The 17,604-nt window shown below is 37.0% G+C and carries 12 protein-coding genes; 10 read left to right on the forward strand and 2 right to left on the reverse strand.

Annotation, left to right across the window (positions count from 1 at the left end; genetic code table 11):
* Positions 1-342 precede the first annotated feature (342 nt).
* Positions 343-1,680, forward strand: a complete 1,338-nt coding sequence (locus QP953_RS00575; RefSeq protein WP_052595609.1) for a cytochrome ubiquinol oxidase subunit I — start codon at positions 343-345, stop codon at positions 1,678-1,680.
* 1 nt (position 1,681) lies between these two features.
* A complete protein-coding gene (locus tag QP953_RS00580) occupies positions 1,682-2,674 on the forward strand; it encodes a cytochrome d ubiquinol oxidase subunit II (protein WP_052595611.1) in 993 nt (330 codons plus the stop codon).
* A gap of 109 nt (positions 2,675-2,783) precedes the next feature.
* Here the strand turns inward: QP953_RS00580 and QP953_RS00585 are convergent, their stop codons facing one another.
* Both QP953_RS00585 and QP953_RS00590 read right to left on the reverse strand, forming a co-directional pair.
* A complete protein-coding gene (locus tag QP953_RS00585) occupies positions 2,784-6,383 on the reverse strand; it encodes a PKD domain-containing protein (protein ID WP_309553639.1) in 3,600 nt (1,199 codons plus the stop codon).
* Between the two features lie 349 nt (positions 6,384-6,732).
* Positions 6,733-8,325, reverse strand: a complete 1,593-nt coding sequence (locus QP953_RS00590) for a PQQ-binding-like beta-propeller repeat protein (RefSeq protein ID WP_309553640.1) — start codon at positions 8,323-8,325, stop codon at positions 6,733-6,735.
* Between the two features lie 420 nt (positions 8,326-8,745).
* Between QP953_RS00590 and QP953_RS00595 the strand changes: the two genes are divergently transcribed.
* The 8 genes from QP953_RS00595 to QP953_RS00630 all read left to right on the forward strand — a co-directional run bounded on the left by QP953_RS00595 (position 8,746) and on the right by QP953_RS00630 (position 17,379).
* Complete coding sequence (locus tag QP953_RS00595; protein ID WP_052595617.1) at positions 8,746-9,645, forward strand: flavin reductase family protein; 900 nt, start codon at positions 8,746-8,748, stop codon at positions 9,643-9,645.
* Positions 9,646-9,690: 45 nt separating this feature from the next.
* Entirely contained in the window at positions 9,691-10,857 is a 1,167-nt protein-coding gene (locus QP953_RS00600; protein WP_309553641.1) for an aminotransferase class I/II-fold pyridoxal phosphate-dependent enzyme, read from the forward strand.
* Between the two features lie 277 nt (positions 10,858-11,134).
* On the forward strand, positions 11,135-12,301 hold the full coding sequence (locus tag QP953_RS00605) for an ArsA family ATPase (protein WP_052595620.1): 1,167 nt from the start codon (positions 11,135-11,137) through the stop codon (positions 12,299-12,301).
* Between the two features lies 1 nt (position 12,302).
* A complete protein-coding gene (locus tag QP953_RS00610) occupies positions 12,303-12,761 on the forward strand; it encodes a GNAT family N-acetyltransferase (protein ID WP_052595622.1) in 459 nt (152 codons plus the stop codon).
* 187 nt (positions 12,762-12,948) lie between these two features.
* The gene (locus QP953_RS00615; protein WP_052595625.1) at positions 12,949-13,677 is read left to right on the forward strand and encodes a type III pantothenate kinase; all 729 of its coding nucleotides are present in this window, start codon (positions 12,949-12,951) and stop codon (positions 13,675-13,677) included.
* Between the two features lie 118 nt (positions 13,678-13,795).
* Entirely contained in the window at positions 13,796-15,196 is a 1,401-nt protein-coding gene (locus QP953_RS00620; RefSeq protein ID WP_052595627.1) for a hypothetical protein, read from the forward strand.
* Positions 15,197-15,365: 169 nt separating this feature from the next.
* Positions 15,366-15,629, forward strand: a complete 264-nt coding sequence (locus QP953_RS00625) for a hypothetical protein (RefSeq protein ID WP_309553642.1) — start codon at positions 15,366-15,368, stop codon at positions 15,627-15,629.
* 289 nt (positions 15,630-15,918) lie between these two features.
* Entirely contained in the window at positions 15,919-17,379 is a 1,461-nt protein-coding gene (locus tag QP953_RS00630) for a hypothetical protein (protein ID WP_309553643.1), read from the forward strand.
* The last annotated feature ends 225 nt before the right edge of the window (positions 17,380-17,604 follow it).

A 17,604-nucleotide genomic window follows, 5' to 3' on the forward strand; every position in this document is an offset into this window, starting at 1 on the left:
CGCAAAAAGAAGACTGTTTTAGCTACGCTGCTACTGCGTGGTACTTGTTATTTTTAATGTACGATAATGTCTACTTATATAGAAAAATTAAAAATTACAATTTAGAGGCATTCAAAATTAATCTTTTATGATTCATATCAATAAATTAGAGCATAGAATGGTTGACTTTTGTATCGACTTAATTGTTCAATAGTATAAATAATCATTCGTTGATCACCTGTCGGTTACGATAGGATTTAAATCAAAAGAATGTTCAAAATACAAGCACATTGCATGCTATAAGCATGCTTCTAAAATATCAACCTGTAGTTCTTTTATGGATTACAATAACTATAACTTATTATGGATGTATTAACAGCTGCCAGGCTTCAAATGGCATTTTCGTTAGGTTTCCACATCATTTTTGCCTGTATTGGAATGACCATTCCTTTCTTTATGGCATATGCTGAATGGCGATGGCTCAAAACAGGAGATGTTGTCTATAGAGATTTGACCAAAGCATGGTCCAAAGGCATTGCCATTTTTTTTGCGGTAGGGGCAGTATCTGGAACCATGTTATCGTTTGAATTAGGCTTGTTATGGCCTGAATTTATGAAACACGCTGGAGGTATTATAGGAATGCCTTTTTCTTGGGAAGGGACGGCTTTCTTTATTGAAGCCATTGCGTTAGGAGTATTTCTCTATGGTTGGGAACGGGTTCCCAAATGGACACATTGGGTTTCAGGTTTAATCGTTGGAATATCAGGTTTAGCTTCTGGAATTTTGGTCGTTGCTGCTAATAGTTGGATGAACAGCCCAGCAGGTTTTGAGGTGATTGATGGTGAATATGTCAATATTGATCCTTTGGCAGCCATGTTCAACGATGCTTGGTTTAGCCAAGCCTTGCACATGTCATTAGCCTCTTTTGTGGCAACAGGTTTTGCGGTAGCAGGATTGCATGGTTTTTACCTATTAAAAAACAAAAACAATGCTTTTCACAAAGCAGCCTTTCGCATAGCATTAAGCTTTGGAGCTATTGCTGCTATTCTCATTCCCATATCTGGTGATATTGCTGCCAAAGATATTGCGGTTCGCCAACCTGCTAAGTTAGCTGCAATGGAAGCACATTATCACACCGAACAAGGTGCTCCGTTGATTATTGGTGGAATTCCGAACAGCGAAACCCAAACTGTTGATTATGCAATTCGCATTCCATATGCGTTGAGTTTTCTAGCTCACGGAGATTTTAATGCCGAAGTAGTTGGACTAGATCAAATACCAGATGATGAGGAACCGCCCGTTTTAATTGTCCATCTTGCCTTTCAGATTATGATAGGAATCGGGAGTTTACTGGCATTGATTGGACTTATTTTTTTGGTCTTAAATTGGCGAAAAAAAGAATGGATTTATCATACTACTTTCTTAAAGACATTGGTTTTCTGTATTCCTTTAGGTTTTATCGCGTTAGAGGCAGGTTGGACAGTTACAGAAGTAGGACGACAACCATGGATTATTTATCAAGTGATGCGTACTAAGGACGCTGTCACACCAATGCCAGGTATTCAATATTCATTCTACATCACCCTCTTTGTTTATCTATTTTTATCTGCTGTTCTTTTTTGGCTCATGAAACGTCAAATTAATGCTATTCATCAACACTATCCTTTGACAACAACTACGGATAAAGAAAAAACCAATTAAGATGCTTGAATTTATTGTTTTAGTCTTAAGTATTGCCTTCTTTTTCTACACACTCTTAGGTGGAGCTGATTTTGGGGCAGGAATTATAGAATTATTAACGGGCAATAAAAGTATTCGCCCTATTTACAAAGCCATTGCTCCTGTATGGGAAGTAAACCATATGTGGCTAATTTTGGCAGTTGTGATTATCTTTAATGGATTTCCTCCTATTTTTGCACAAATGTCGATCTCTTTACATATTCCTCTATTTATTGTCTTAATGGGAATTGTATTGAGGGGAACGGCCTTTACATTTAGACATTATGACACACATGTAGATGGTACCCATGTTTATTACCACTGGATTTTTCGTATTTCTAGCTTGATAACAGCTATTTTTCTTGGGGTAACCTTAGGGGCTATGATGTATGGGCAAATAGATAATAATCCGAATGGAACATTTTACAGTCAATTCATTGCACCTTGGTTCAATTATTTTTGCGTTGGGGTTGGAATTTTTGTGGCGTTAATTTTCGCTTATATCGCTAGCATTTTTATACTTGGTGAAGCCATAGAACCTAAGCAAATCCATTTTTACTCTATTGTTGCCAAGCGATTTTCTATTGGGATGATTTTAACAGGCAGTGTTGTCCTACTATTGGCATATATCTATCAAGTTCCATTTTTTGCATTAGCCTTATCCTCTCCGATTAGTTGGATTGCATTTGTTGGGGCGACACTCCTTCTACCTTGGATATGGATGGATATTAACAAAAAATACTTTCAAAGAATTCGTATTTTAGTAGCTGTTCAGGTCGGCTTAATTATGTCTGGTTGGGCAGCTGCGCAGATTCCAATTCTGATTCATATGAAAGATGGCAATCATTTGACTGTATATAATTCTGTTGCTCCAGAAACAACACTCTATTATCTAACAATGGCACTGCTTATTGGTTCTTTACTAATATTCCCCTCTATTTATTATTTGTTTAGAATTTTTAAATTCAAGCCTTAATGTACTAGTTTTTTGACAACACTACCCATTAAAAACAAAAAGGATTAAGTAGCCAATAGCCGCTTAATCCTTTTTTATTTGTTAGGTATAAATAATGACGTAACGTCAATTACGATTTGACAAACTTTTTAGAAATAGCCATATCATTCCCCAATACTGTGACAACATACACGCCACTTGGTTCATTACCAAAATGGATTTGTTGTTGGTATGTCTTGACTTGTTTAAGCTCTTGCCAAAACACTTGCTGCCCTACAGCATTGTGTATAATCACCTCTACATTATCCTGAGTTTTCAAAAACTCAATATCCAATAGAAATTTATCTTTAATTGGATTAGGTGATACCATAATAGTCGCCTTATTTTCAATTTCAGTTACATTTACATTATTAATAACTGTAATATTCAATGTATCCGAATCACTACAAGCACCATTATTCACTGTTAAAATTACTTGCTGTTGCCCATCTGTTGTAAAAGTAAAGTTGGGATCTGCTTGTGAGGAAGTAGTTCCGTCAGGAAACGTCCAATTATACGAAGCTGCATGGAGTGAATTGGTAGAGAAAAAGTTGGCTACGCCCCCTTGATTTAAGTAAACTGTAGTTGCATTAACCGAAGCAACCGCTGTTGGCTGGTTGCTGTTATTAACAACAGTCGTGATCGTAGATTGAGCCCCCAAACCATCTTGAACCGTAATCGTGTAACTACCGACAGAAAGATTATTGAAAATAGGACTAGCTTGAAATGCTCCCCCATCAATACTATAAGTAAAATTACCATCTCCCCCTAATGCTGTTACTGTAATCATTCCATCTGACATACCACACGTTGCTGGACTTTCTGATGCCCCAACAACCAAAGGAGTAGCTTGACTAACACAGAATGTCGTTGTATCTGTATATCCATACGAAGCACCAAAAGCTACTGTATCACCATTTATATCTGTTAACAAATAATAGCCATCACCATTACCACAACAGAGACCATTACCAGAAAGATCCAACATTACTAATGTATAACAACCCGCTGCCAAACAAATAGGTTGCTCCACCAACTGACTATCTCTACCTGCCAATGCAAATTGCCGACTCTCATATAATGTACTTCCTGTATTATCTTTCAGATTCCAAGATACATCAACAGGACTGTTATCCAACTGTATACTAAGATTGAGTTCATTAGGTTGATAACTTACAGGAATAGACTTTGTCACACTATCTACTCCGTTCATATTTTGAACAATCAAGGTAACATTATACACCCCTGTAGAAGGATAAACAACTTTAGGATTTTGCTCTGTAGAACTACTTGGACTTCCACCAGGAAAACGCCATAACCAACTAGGGGCATGATCTATAGAAGCATCTGAAAATTCGATTGAATCTGTTGTACAAACTTGATCATTGCTAAATCCAAAATTAGCAGTTGGTGGCGTTGTCACAGGTTGCTTAATTGGCGATTCCCAAAGTCCTCGCCCATATGTTCCTGCACGAATTTTTCCAATCGTATAATTAATTTCCAAATCATTTACAATCACATTTGGCAAGCCAGTAGAGTAATATTGCCATCCCGCCAATAAGGAATCAGTATAATAAACTCCAGCATCTGTACCGATATAAATACCATCTGCTGAACCATTTTGGTAGACCAAACAGTTGACAGGAATATTGGGCAAATTACCTGAAATATTTGTCCAAGTCGTTCCACCATTTTCTGTCATATAGACTTTTTCTCCTATTTGTATCCCCGAAAAAGTAACCCATACTTTAAGAGGGTTGGTTGGGTGTACCGTAATAGATGACATTGCAGAGTTAGGCAAACCTGCTGTAACATCTGTCCAATTCGCACCACTATTTGTTGTTGCAAAAATCTGACTGTAGGTACCTGCGTAAAAATGGGTGTATCCATCAGACGGTGAAATCGCTAAGTTTCGTAACAAATTCCCAGGTCCTAAGTTAAACGAAGAAATAGGGCTATCTGAATTTCCTTGATCTAAGGTTAGGTAAACTTCATCAAAACCCGCCAACAACATATCATTGTCTTGTGGGTTCATTACCAAAGGAGTCACCCAAGCACCGTCACCAGATTTGGTTGGAAAAATACCAGAAAAGTTATAGCCACCATCATCGGAACGTCTAAAGTTTCCATATTGCGAACTTGTATAAATGACCGCAGAATCCAATGGAGAAATCAATGCTTCCATTCCATCACCACCATTGGTATGCAATGCTACACGGTTCGTGACTAAATTACAACCATTATCTTGTGTTCCTCCAACAATCTTATGAGGCACTTGTTCAGAACCACCAATACGATAAAATTGAGAAATGCTCAAACCATCAGATAAATCTGAAAAGCCATTACCACCATTGGTTGATTTAAAAATACCTCCATCACTACCACAATACAACCGATTGCCATACATCTCCAAAACATGAATATCTGCATGGGTATACCCAACAGTTGGAGGATAATACCAATGTGATTTGATAGTATAACTAACACCACCATCTGTTGATTTCCAAACGTTAATACCTCCAATATAAATTTCTTCAGCATTGGTTGGTGATGCTGCAATAGCCATATCGTACCAACTTTGACCAGAAGTAGTATTACTTCCTGTCATATCGTAAGCAAAAATATTTGGTGTATTAGCCTGCAAGGTAAATGAAGTTCCGCTGTTGGTAGATCGGTATAAACCATAAAAACTCGCATCAGCCTCATTACCACAAACAAAGTATACGTAATCAGGATTGGCAGGAGTAACAGCGATCTCGGCACGATTAATATTAGAAGCCGTAGGCAATCCCACATTAACTAAACTCCACGTTGTCCCACCATCTGTCGTGCGATAAACTGTTTTATTAGCAAGGTAAATCGTATTGGGGTCACCAGGTTTTAGCTCCATATCTCGCCATACTCCTGTACGCAACAATGTCCAAGTGGCACCACCATCCGTGCTTTTATGACATCCTGTTGAAGAAGCTAAAAATACCGTATTGTGGTCAACAGGATGAATAATTACTTTATAAATTTTAGCTCCAAATATAGATGCTGAAGAAGGAGTAACTTCTGCCCAAGTAGTTCCACCATCCGTTGTTTTTAACAAACCAATGCTGTAAGTGTCGCTACCATCATCGTCCCCTGTCCCTATATAAATTACATTACTATTTGTATAATCAATGGCAATTGCAGATACCCCTAATGATTGTAGATCGTCTGTTAAGACCGTCCAAGAAGCACCACCATCTGTTGATTTCCAACAACCACCAGCAGGAGCGCCAATATACAATGTATTCGGGTCATTAGGATCTTCTGCTACAGCATTGACACGACCATTTCCTGGATTATAAGAAGAAGTAGTCCAAGAATAAGGTCCCATTGGTGACCAATTGGCATTTCGAGCTCCCGAACTTGAAGATGGATAGGTTCTTTGAAAACGCAAATGTTCTTTCCAAATATGTCTTACAGGAGGGCGTACTCCATGAGGAAAAACTCTAGGTTCCCAAAATGCTTCCCATCGTTTGTATTGTTTCCATCCATTGCCTCTCTCATAAGGCTTGTTGCCCCATGCAGTCTCAAAGCTCTGTTGAACAGTATAAAAATTTACAGAACGATTTTGCATTTGATCTACCCATGTTTGCGCTTTTAGCAGATAGGGTAACAATATACATCCAATGGCCCACAGCCACACAAATACCAATTTCATTGATAAAAATAGTTTGTTTTAAAATAATGGATTATTACACCAAAAATTTGTTGGTTGTGGGGACAAAACAAAATTAGTAAAAAGCAGCGAAGGAATTACTTTTATTTTGTCATAATTCTTAATTAATTCTTAATTTTTTGCTTTTAACTAAAAAACTCCAATCAATTTACTATAAGTAATCGTTCAGAAAAAATTCTATAAACCACGAAGTAGCAGCGCAGCTAAACAACCTTCTTTTTGCACTACTCTTCATCGGAAAAATTTGCTTTAGCTCGCTAAAACCGCACTTTTCCTCTTCGATTAGCACTAAAAATAAGGCTATTTTTTACCTATAATTTTTTATGCCCACTTACTTAGTTGAATCTACATTTCCAAAACAATACAAATAACCATTTCTAGAAGCTACGTATAATTTCCCTTCATCTACAACAGGGGTTGATTCACATCGGACTTTGACCATATCTCGAAGCTTAAAATTCATATTACTATCAAAGTCAAACAAATAAATTCCTTTGTAGCTTGCTGCAATTAGCTTGTCTTTGATAATAATTGGTGTAGAAATAGAGGAACCTGTCTTGTATTTAAAAAGAAGCGTTGGTTGAGAGAAAAAATGCGTGCTATCAAATGTTGCCTTGGGTTGAGTAAGATCTAAGGAATCTGTATTAACAACATACATAAAGCCATCAATTGCTGTAAACACCGCTATATTGGGTTCCCCCAACTTCTTAAAAGAATAGTTAACTCCTGTAGAACCGATGACCCCACCATCCCAAGTCGAAAAAGGCTTGTTTTCTGTTGGAAAAAACCATTCTACTGCTTCATTCGGACTTTTGCTAGGATTTAGCTTCAAAACACCTCCATGTCCTTTTATATACTGCTTTTCAATAGTTACCAACAAACAGCTATCTTTTGTTACAACTGGCGAACCATCAATGTCTGATCCTACATAGTAATCCCAATCAATACTATCTGTCTGCAAATTGTATCCCCAAATATGCCCAGATCCTGAGGCAATATAAATTCGATGCCCCAACAAAGTGGGCGATGCTTCTGTTACCAAATTTCCTTGGTGTTTCTCCCAATCACTTTTTAGATAAAGGGTATCTTTGTTTTTATAAATTTGAGGCTGCAACAAACCACCTCTTTGAGTTGCGTTTTTGGGATCAGGGTCAAAAATAGTCCAAATGCTATTCTCCAAACCAATGTAAGCCGTATCATTTACAATCAAAGCAGAAGCATCGACATCTCTACTATAACTTGCTGTCTTAGCACTATTCAAACGCCAAAGTTCTTCCCCTGTAATCAAAGAAATAGCTCGGTAGCTTGGAATTGTTGTGGCATAAGTGCTTTTCCCTGCCCGACTTCCTTGCAGAATTACACAAAAATGTTTCAAAGAATCTGCTTGATGATTCAACCACAAACTACCAGTCCCTTTTATTACATCATCGTATTGATACTGCCAAATCAATTGCCCTGTTTTGGCATCTATTTTTTTCAAATGATGATCGTATGCTCCTTGTATCAAATACTTTTCTCCATTTTCAGCTACTATCAAAGGCTGTCCTGTCCAACCTGCCCCTTTCCATATTTTCTCCTCTGTACCTACTTTGGTAATTCCCTGCCCTAGTTTGTGCTTCCATAGTACATTCAACTGACTTGGTGCGCTATCGCCATAATAGTTTCGCATAGGATTATGCAAAAAACTGGCATTCAATAGCTCTAACGTAAAGATACTTCCATCTTGTTTTTTGAAACTCCCCTTGTATGGATTGCGCTCGTGAGTAATAACAACCGTTGTTTCTTTAGAAGCATCTAATTCTAATTGAGAAGCTTCCATTGTTGGAACTACAACATGCCCAAGGTGCAATTGATAAAGCAAAACAACAATTCCTCCGAAGGTAATGGCAATTATTCCAACTAAAATTTTACCTGATCTGTCCATCTGTACTTAATTTCAATTGAAGGTGTACTTTTGGTCCTAAAAATAGCTGTTTTCTATTCAATTATTCTTTAAAACGTTATTCTTTTGATAACCAATCACTTGCAACACAAAAAACTTCTTAACAACTTACTGACTTACAAAGCACTATAAATCTTTTTTTTTAGCTTCCAACAAACTTATAAACAAGGATTTAAATCAAGGATAACCAAAATAAGAGAATCTTTATTTTTAAAACAATCGTATAGCAAAAGAAAATCCTTAACTTTGGTTATGTACATTTAATTATATCCACGAATTACTTTATTGGATTTTTTTGCTGATAACACGAACTCATTTACTCTTGTTTGTAGTTCTTAGCTAAAAAAAACATCATTTAGTAAACTGCTGTTATTACTCTCAAATTAAAATAGAATAAAAATCATGCGTAGCATTACTCCTGGAGAAATAGAAACTAAAGATTTGCATCAATTCATATTAGGTGCGGTAGCCCCAAGACCCATTGCATTTGTGAGCACAATTGACGATAAAGGAGTGGCGAACATTGCTCCTTACAGCTTTTTTAATGCTTTTAGCTCTAATCCTCCTGTTTTAGTTTTCTCTTCCAATAGACGCGTTGCAGATAATACGACAAAAGACACCTTGCACAATATTGAGCTTAACCAAGAAGTCGTTGTTAACGTAGTTAATTATTCTATTGTTCGTCAAATGGCGTTGGCCAGCATTTCATACCCCTCTGATGTCAGCGAATTTGCAAAGTCAGGACTAACTCCTTTAAAATCCGAAATGGTACAACCATTTAGAATCAAAGAATCTCCTGCTCACTTTGAATGCAAAGTAAGTGAAATCATTACCTTAGGGGAACATGGGGGTGCAGGGCATCTAATTATATGTCAGGTTTTAAAATTACATGTCAGCGAAGAGGTGCTAGATGGCGACAGAATCAACCCACACAAAATTGATTTAGTGGGAAGAATGGGGCGAGCACACTATGTTCGAGCGAGTGGTGCTAATATTTTTGACGTCTATCAATCTGTTGTCAAACTATCATTGGGTTTTGATCAATTACCTCCTCACTTAGTCAATAGTACCGTACTTACTGGCAATGATTTGGCTCAAATTGCAGGCTTATATGAATTCCCTAAAGATGATTTGATTCAAGAATTATTGATGAGTAATGAAGTCCAAGAAGTATTAATTAGTGCAGAAGCTCCTGACGAAACCATGCTAGAAGGCTTGCATAAGTTAGCCAAAAAAGCATTAAATGAGGGGGAACCAGAAAAAGCATTTGGCTTTGCTATGCTTTACGAAGCAGTAGGTTAAGCCGATTCTACAATTCTTGATGCCAACATTCTAAACAGGATAATTATGGAACATACAGAAAAAATAAATGAATGGATTCCAAAATACATTCGAAAGTTAGTTGCTTCTAAAGAAGCTTTGGTCGAAACGCTTGATATCAAAGCAGGTTTTCTGAATGCACATCGCCCTACTGGCTTGTATGGAACAGTTGGCACCGATGAAGATTATAGTCAACGTCCAGATATCAAAGCAACTCGACTCAAAGAAGAATTAGCTGCTTATACTAACTTAACGCCTCAACAAATTTGTATAGGCAACGGATCTACCGAATTGATTGATTTGGTTATTCGCACCTTTTGCCATGTTGGACAAGATCATATTATAGGATTTCAACCTTCTAACAATCGCCTAAAGCATTTTGCAAAAATGCAGGCACTTGAAATTGATTTACTAGAATTAGGTCATAATTTTGAAATGCCTATTTATGAGGTTCGCAAATCCACTACAGAAGCCACAAAACTGCTTTTTATTGAAAACCCTAATCATATTACGGGTTCTTGTTTTGCGAATTTTGATATTGTAGACTTAGTCACTAGTTTTGACGGAATTGTTGTGATCGATGAATCTGCTATCGACTATGCACCGAATCAGAGCTTAGTTTCCATTATCAATGAGTGTTCTAATGTTATCATCATTCAAAGTTTTTCTAGAGCATGGGGTTTAGCAGGGCTTCCAGTCGGCATGGCTTATGCTAGTCCAGAAATTATCCGAATTTTAAATATTTTAAAACCTCCTTTTTCGGTCAATACGGTAGCTCAAAAAATGGCCACTAAAGCATTGTATGTACCCGATCAAAAAGCGAGAATTGTAACTAGAACAATTGAGGAAAGGGCGCAAGTTAAAACAATGCTAGAAAAGCTCCCTGCGGTATTAGAAGTTTTTGACAGTGAAACGAATACACTCTTAATCAAAGTTGAAGATGCTTCTATCATGACACAACACCTTCGAAAAGAAGAGCTTATTCATGTTTTAAACGTTTCTGACTTACCAGGTTTAGACAACTGCATTCGGATTACCATTGGAAAAGGCTTAGATAACATGCGTCTGGTCAAAGCATTCAAAGATATGCCTATTAAGACATCTGGAAGTCGTTTGTTCTGGAAAGCAGTTTCTGGAACACTGCGCCAAGCCAGTTCTTTTTTGGGTATTTTTAAGAAAATATTAGGGGTCTAAATTACTATATTGACACGCGATTATATCAATATAAATTGTGCCCATCCTTACCTACAAAGCTTGTTTTTGGCAAATTAAGCTAAAAACGAGCTTTTTTTTGTCCATTTACTTCTGTATTTTGTGCCATCAACAATCAAAGAATAGACACTAGTAATTTAGCTGCTGACTAATTCACAAAATTTATAAACTACTTCCACCAAAATGTAGTTTAATAATAAGGTCTGTGAGATACAAAAGAAAACCAACAGGCACATTCAAAAATCAATCAAATTTTAATATGCGAATCATACTATTTACAGGAAAAGGAGGAGTTGGAAAAACAACCACGGCTGCTGCCACAGCCTTACAATGCGCTAGAAAAGGTTTAAAAACATTAGTCGTTTCTACCGACCCTGCGCACAGTTTGTCTGATGCCCTCCATGTTGAGCTTCAGCCCGAACCTACTCTGATTACAGAAAACTTATGGGGACAAGAATTTGATGTCTACTATTCTATGAAAAAGAATTGGGAGAGTATGCGCCACTTAATGTTGTCTATTTTTAAATGGCGAGGTGTGAACAACGTTGTTGCAGAAGAGTTATCAGTATTGCCGGGTATGGAAGAAGCCTCTGCTTTCTTGTGGATTGAAAAATATTATCAAGAAAAATTTTACGATGTCTTAATTATAGATAGTGCTCCTACAGGCGAAACATTGACATTACTCACCTTGCCTCAAGTCATGCAATCTTGGTTAACCAAAGCCTTTCCTGGGCAAAAAATGGTTATCAAAGCTGTTGGCAAAATCTTAAAAAAGACCAAAGGCATTCCGCTAGAAGAGGGCTATGAAGAACTACAAAACTTATTTAATAAGTTGGAAACCGTTCAAAAAATCATGCTCAATCCTGAAATTTGTTCTATTCGTATTGTAGCCAATCCAGAGCGCATGGTTATACAAGAAGCCAAACGTGCTTATACTTACCTCAACTTGTATGGTTACAATGTAGATGCAGTCGTTGTGAATCGAATTTTACCAGAGTTGGCTGGTGGTGCGGGGTCTGTTTTTGAGCAATATGTTCAATCTCAAAGCAAGTACCTTCAAGACATCGAAGAAAGTTTTCAACCTTTGCCTATTTTTAAAGTAGAACATCAAGGACAAGAAGTATTTGGTCTAGAATTATTACAACAAATAGCCACAGCCATCTATAGCGAAGCCAATCCTGCTAAGATATTTCATAACGAAAGTCCTTTCAAAGTAGAAGAATTTTCAGATTACTACAAAGTCTCTATGTACCTTCCTTTTATTGGTGCCGAAGAATTTAGCTTAGAAAAATACGGCGATGAATTAGTCATTAGTATTGGTGGACGTAAAAAAAGTGTCCTCCTTCCTCGTTTTGCTAATTTCTTGGACTTGGATGGTCATGCTTTTAATAATTCTTGGTTGCACATACGTCTAAAAAAGGGGTAATATGACACTAAACTGGGTTTGCAAATCATTTGAAACATTATCAGGAATAGAGGTTTATCAACTTGGTCACTTGCGCCAACAAGTCTTTGTTGTAGAGCAAAACTGTCCTTATTTGGATTTTGATAACTTGGATACAATCTGTGCGCATGTTATGGCGTTCAATGACCAAAATCAACTCATGGCGTATACTCGATTGGTTCCCAAAGGAGGATCTTATGAGCATGATATTTCAATTGGGCGTGTGGTCACCAGTCCTTTGACACGAGGCAAGGGAGTTGGGCGATTGTTAATGGAAAAATCCATTGATTATTGTTGGGGTTTGTGGGGCAAACAGAATATTCGCATTTCTGCACAGGATTACTTATTGGAATTTTATGAAAGCTTAGGTTTTAAGGATACGGGTAAAAAATACCTAGAGGACAATATCCCTCATACACAAATGTATTTGGAAGTAAAGTAGGCAAAAATGCTTTGGGAAACTCTAAAATTGAAATTAAAACTATCCTTTCTCTTTTTAGCAACGTTTCTACAATTAGTAATTCACCAACACTTTGTTGTATATGGTGTCAAAAAATTAGCTTGTGTCAACTAGTCAACTATTTTCTTGATATCATGTAGTTCAATCAACTTGCAAAAATAATCATATAATGAACCTATGCATTGATGTAGGCAATACACAAGTAAAACTAGGGGTTTATGATGCACAGAATGTCTTACATTCATTTTCTATACATTCTGAATTATCAATCCCCCTCTTAGAAAAAGTATGTTCAGAATTTGCAATAAAACATGCCATTCTATCCTCTGTTCGGGCAGATTATCAGCAAATTATAGACTTTTTGAGCACACAGCTACAAACTGTCATTCAGTTATCAGCAGCAACCAAGGTTCCATTAAAGAGCCAATATCAAACTCCTAAGACATTAGGGAATGACCGGCTGGCAGCTGTGGTTGGCGCAACAGTAATACATCCTACACAAGGAGTTTTGGTCGTAGATGCAGGCACTTGTATCACTTATGATTTTGTTACAGCTCAACATGTTTATATGGGAGGAAGTATTTTACCAGGTATTCAAATGCGTTTTCGAGCTTTACACCAATTTACAGCAAAACTACCTTTGATTGAGCAAGAAAATTTGAACCACTTTATCGGTACCTCTACCAAAACATCTATTCAAACAGGAGTACTTTATGGTGTTTTACACGAACTGAAAGGTTTTAAATTACAATATGAACAACAATTTGGCAATATTAAGGTCATTGTGACTGGAGGCGATGCATCTTATTTTGAAAGTCAACTTAAAAATGAGATATTTGCGCAGCCTAAACTCGTTTTGATAGGTTTAAATAAGATTTTAAATTATAATACACAATAGATTTGCCTCTGTTGCACCTTGATTTTGTTGGTTTGGCATAGAACCACCAATCTAAGTAAAAATTCAATGCCTTAGATAGACAATCAACAAACAACAGACAATTCAAAAATAAATTTTCATGCAACAGCTTTTTAAGCAGACATTTACACCATTTTTAGTCCTTCTTTTGATGGGAACAATGGTAACAGCTTCTTTTGGACAATATTCTAGAGGTAATTCGCCTTATTCTCGATATGGCTTAGGAGATTTGAAAGGCTCTCTTTTTACCCCTAATGCCTCTATGAGTGGAGGATTATCAGCTACCTACCGTAGTTATTGGGACATCAACCTAACCAACCCTGCTTCATTAGGAAAACTACGTTACACCTCTTTTCAACTTGGCCTGGACTATCGCCACAGCGAATTATCAGAAAAAAACACAGGTTTGTCTGCACAAGCAGATAATGGGAACTTGACCTACTTGTCTTTGGCATTTCCGATTACGAAAAGTTGGGAAGTTATGCGAGATACTTTGCGCAGAGGAGCTCCTGTTCAATGGGGAATGGCTTTTAGCTTGATGCCCTATAGCCAAGTTAATTATGATGTTTCTGTAACACGAACCGTAGGCAACATTCCTAATGTATTGTTCAATTATACAGGAGAAGGCAATAAGTATCGTGTCAATTGGTCAAATGGAGTTACCTACAAAGGCTTTTCGGCAGGACTCAATGCAGGATTATTATTTGGAAAAATTAGCAACAGCACCTATATTGATTTTAGAGATAGTTCCTATTCTTTGGCTTATGATGAGCGATTATTAGTAGAAGAAAATGGTGTTGGCTTTATTTGGGACCTTGGATTGCAATACGAGTATGTCGTTCCATCCAAAAATAAAAAAGTATCCCCAGACCCAAGTTTCAGTATCGACAATAAATTAACCATTGGTGTTTATGCTGGAGGTGTTTCTGATATCATTACTACATCTAGCCAACAATATACTAGAGTTGGCTTATACCACCCTATTGATTCTATCCAAAACGCTAGCGACATCAAAGGAAGTCTTAACATGCCTATAAAATTAGGTGGAGGCGTTTCATTTGGCAAAGATTTGGGACTGTTGGTCGGCGCATCTTATGAAACAGAGATGTGGTCAATGTTCCGTAGAAATGGGGAAAAAAGTCCTAATTTATCCAATTCTCATCGTTTTGCAGTGGGTTTACAAATTGTTCCTGATTTTGCCGATTATACCAGCTATTTTAATAGAATTCGCTACCGTGTAGGCGCACATTATGGGCTTGATGCTCGTACTTTTGTTGCTGCCAATGGCACTAGCTATCAACTAATGGACTATGGATTGTCTATTGGAGCAGGTTTCCCGATGCGTCCTCCCAAAGCAAAAAGTATCTTAGGTTTTGTTAACCTTGGCTTTGATGTAGGGTACTTAGGACACCCAGAGCTAATTGGCGATGTCTACTTTAAAGTTAACCTTGGTTTTGCCTTAAATGCTAGTGGATGGTTTGACCGTTCTAAGTTTAGATAAAAAATAAGACAAAAAAGTCTAAGAGCCAATCTGAGTTGCCTTTAATAAACTTGATAATAAGTTTTTAAGTAATTCAGATTGGCTTTAACATTTGGCAACCCACCAAGACTTCGAATAACTGCATCTAGTTGAGTATAGTTCGTTCCCCGCCAACTATAAACAAAGCAATATGACTTATTCAAATTCCAATCTTTATTATCTAATTATAATTGGAATACTATACAACTCTTACATGGTTGCCCAATGCAACTCTTGGGAAGCGCACCCGCAGGGTATTGAATATGCAAAAGAACAACACGTTCTTTATCGAGATTGGCTCAACAACAAGCAATATCAGAAAGCATTTCCAATATGGAAGGCACTATTTCTAAATGTGCAATCCCCAAAAGAAGCTCCCAGCAGGCACTTCAAATTGGAGCACCCTACTTTGTAGATTGTTGGATTCAGCAAAAAACCACGGTGCAAGTTGCTCCCAATTAGATTGGATAAAACTAATAATAATAAAAGATTAAGCGCCAAAAGCTTTTAGGTGTTTCCATCAATTTTTGTTATTTTTGCACCGCTCTTGAACTAGGATTTTAAGAGTCTGATTTGCAGACATTTAGTGCACACCTAATTTACTATAAATTATTATGGCACGCTTTTGGACTTTTATAAAACAGGAACCTACAAGTTTAAATTAGAACTAGAACTTAAATTAAGAATAAAAAATAAAAATAGTTATGTTAAAAAAATGGAAATCTCTTTTGAAATTTGGTTCAGCCTTATCGCTTACTGTTTTAATGGCGGGACAAGCTTCTGCTCAATGTGAGTCATGGGAAGCGTATCCTAATGGTGTTGAGAGTGCCAAAGAAAAACATGTTATCTATAGAGACTTATTCAAATCAAAAAAATATAAAGAAGCTTTTCCTGTTTGGGAAGAATTATTTGCTACTGTAAAAATTCCGTTGCCTGCCAAAACAACGCACTTTAAAAATGGTATTACCATGTATAAAACCTTTGCTAAAGATGAAAAAGACAAAGCAAAGAAGGAAGAATACTTAAAAAAGATGATGGATCTATACGACCAAATGGCTGCTTGTCTTGGCGAGGATTCTAAAGATAGAGCGTGGGAAGGATATTATATTTACTCGGCTCGTGGTAGTTCTGAAACGGCTATTGAGATGTTTGAAAAATCTATTGAATTGGGCAAAAATGAAACCGATGAAATGATTTTTGTTCCAATGGCTCAATTAACTGTTTATTTGTTCCAAAAGAAACACCCCAAATTTACAGCTGAATACATGCGCGCTTTGTATGACCAATTAAAAGGAATTGCTGAGCATAACATTAAGAACAACCAAAAAGAGGGGGAAAAATACAAGAAAAAATGGGAAAAAGTAGAAGCTGAATTTGGAAAAATTGGTGGTGCTATCTGGGGTTGTGATTACTATGTTGATCAATACAAACCTAAATTTGAGGGAGACAAAACTAATATGGAGCAAAATGCAGAAATATTAGATATCTTAAAGAAAAAATGTGGCGAAGAGAATGAATTGTATGTAGAAGTTCTTGCTATCTACCAACCATGGAAAGATTCGGTAGATTATGAAGAAGCGAAAGCTAACTTTGACAAACTTTGCAACTTGAAAAAAGGTCAATTCCGTGAAATGGAATCTAGAAAGTTCAAAAAAGCAGGCGACGAAGAAGCTGCTGAAAAATACAAAGAGGAAGCTTTTGATTGGTATGAAAAATCTCTAGAAGATCCTAGTTCTCCAGAATGCGAGACAACGGAGGAAGAAAAAGGAGAATTGGCATATCGTATTGCTTACCACTACTTTGGGAAAGGTGCTTATAGCAAAGCAAGAAGCTTGTGTTACAAAGCTGCTGAATTAAAATCTGGATGGGGAGAACCTTATATGCTAATTGGAAATATGTACGCTTCTAGTGGGAAACGTTGTTCTGGTGGTGCTGGAACAGGATGGGATGCACAAGTAGTCGCATGGGCTGCAATGGATATGTGGGCTAAAGCTAAAAGTGTTGACCCTAGCGTTGCATCTAAAGCTAATAGCAGTATCGCTAAATACAAAAAGTATTTACCAACCAAAGGAGATATTTTCCAACGTGGATTAAAAGAAGGTGGTAGCTATACTGTTGGATGTTGGATTGGTGCTACAACAACCATTCGGTCTAATGGAGAATAAAACAATTTGATATATAAATTAACATAACAGGTAATATTATTACCACAAAAGTCATCCAATTTGGATGGCTTTTGTTTTTTGTGCTAGCTTTTAGGGTACAAATAAGTCTGTGTACCACCTAAATAGAGGTTTCTTTCCCGAATCTACCATTTTTTGTTAGTTTTGTAAGGAGGCGCTTTGTGCAAAAAATTATTCCTTGGCAAATTATTGTAGTGACTTTTCAGA

It is taken from the genome of Aureispira sp. CCB-E (genome assembly GCF_031326345.1).
Taxonomy (GTDB): Bacteria; Bacteroidota; Bacteroidia; order Chitinophagales; family Saprospiraceae; genus Aureispira.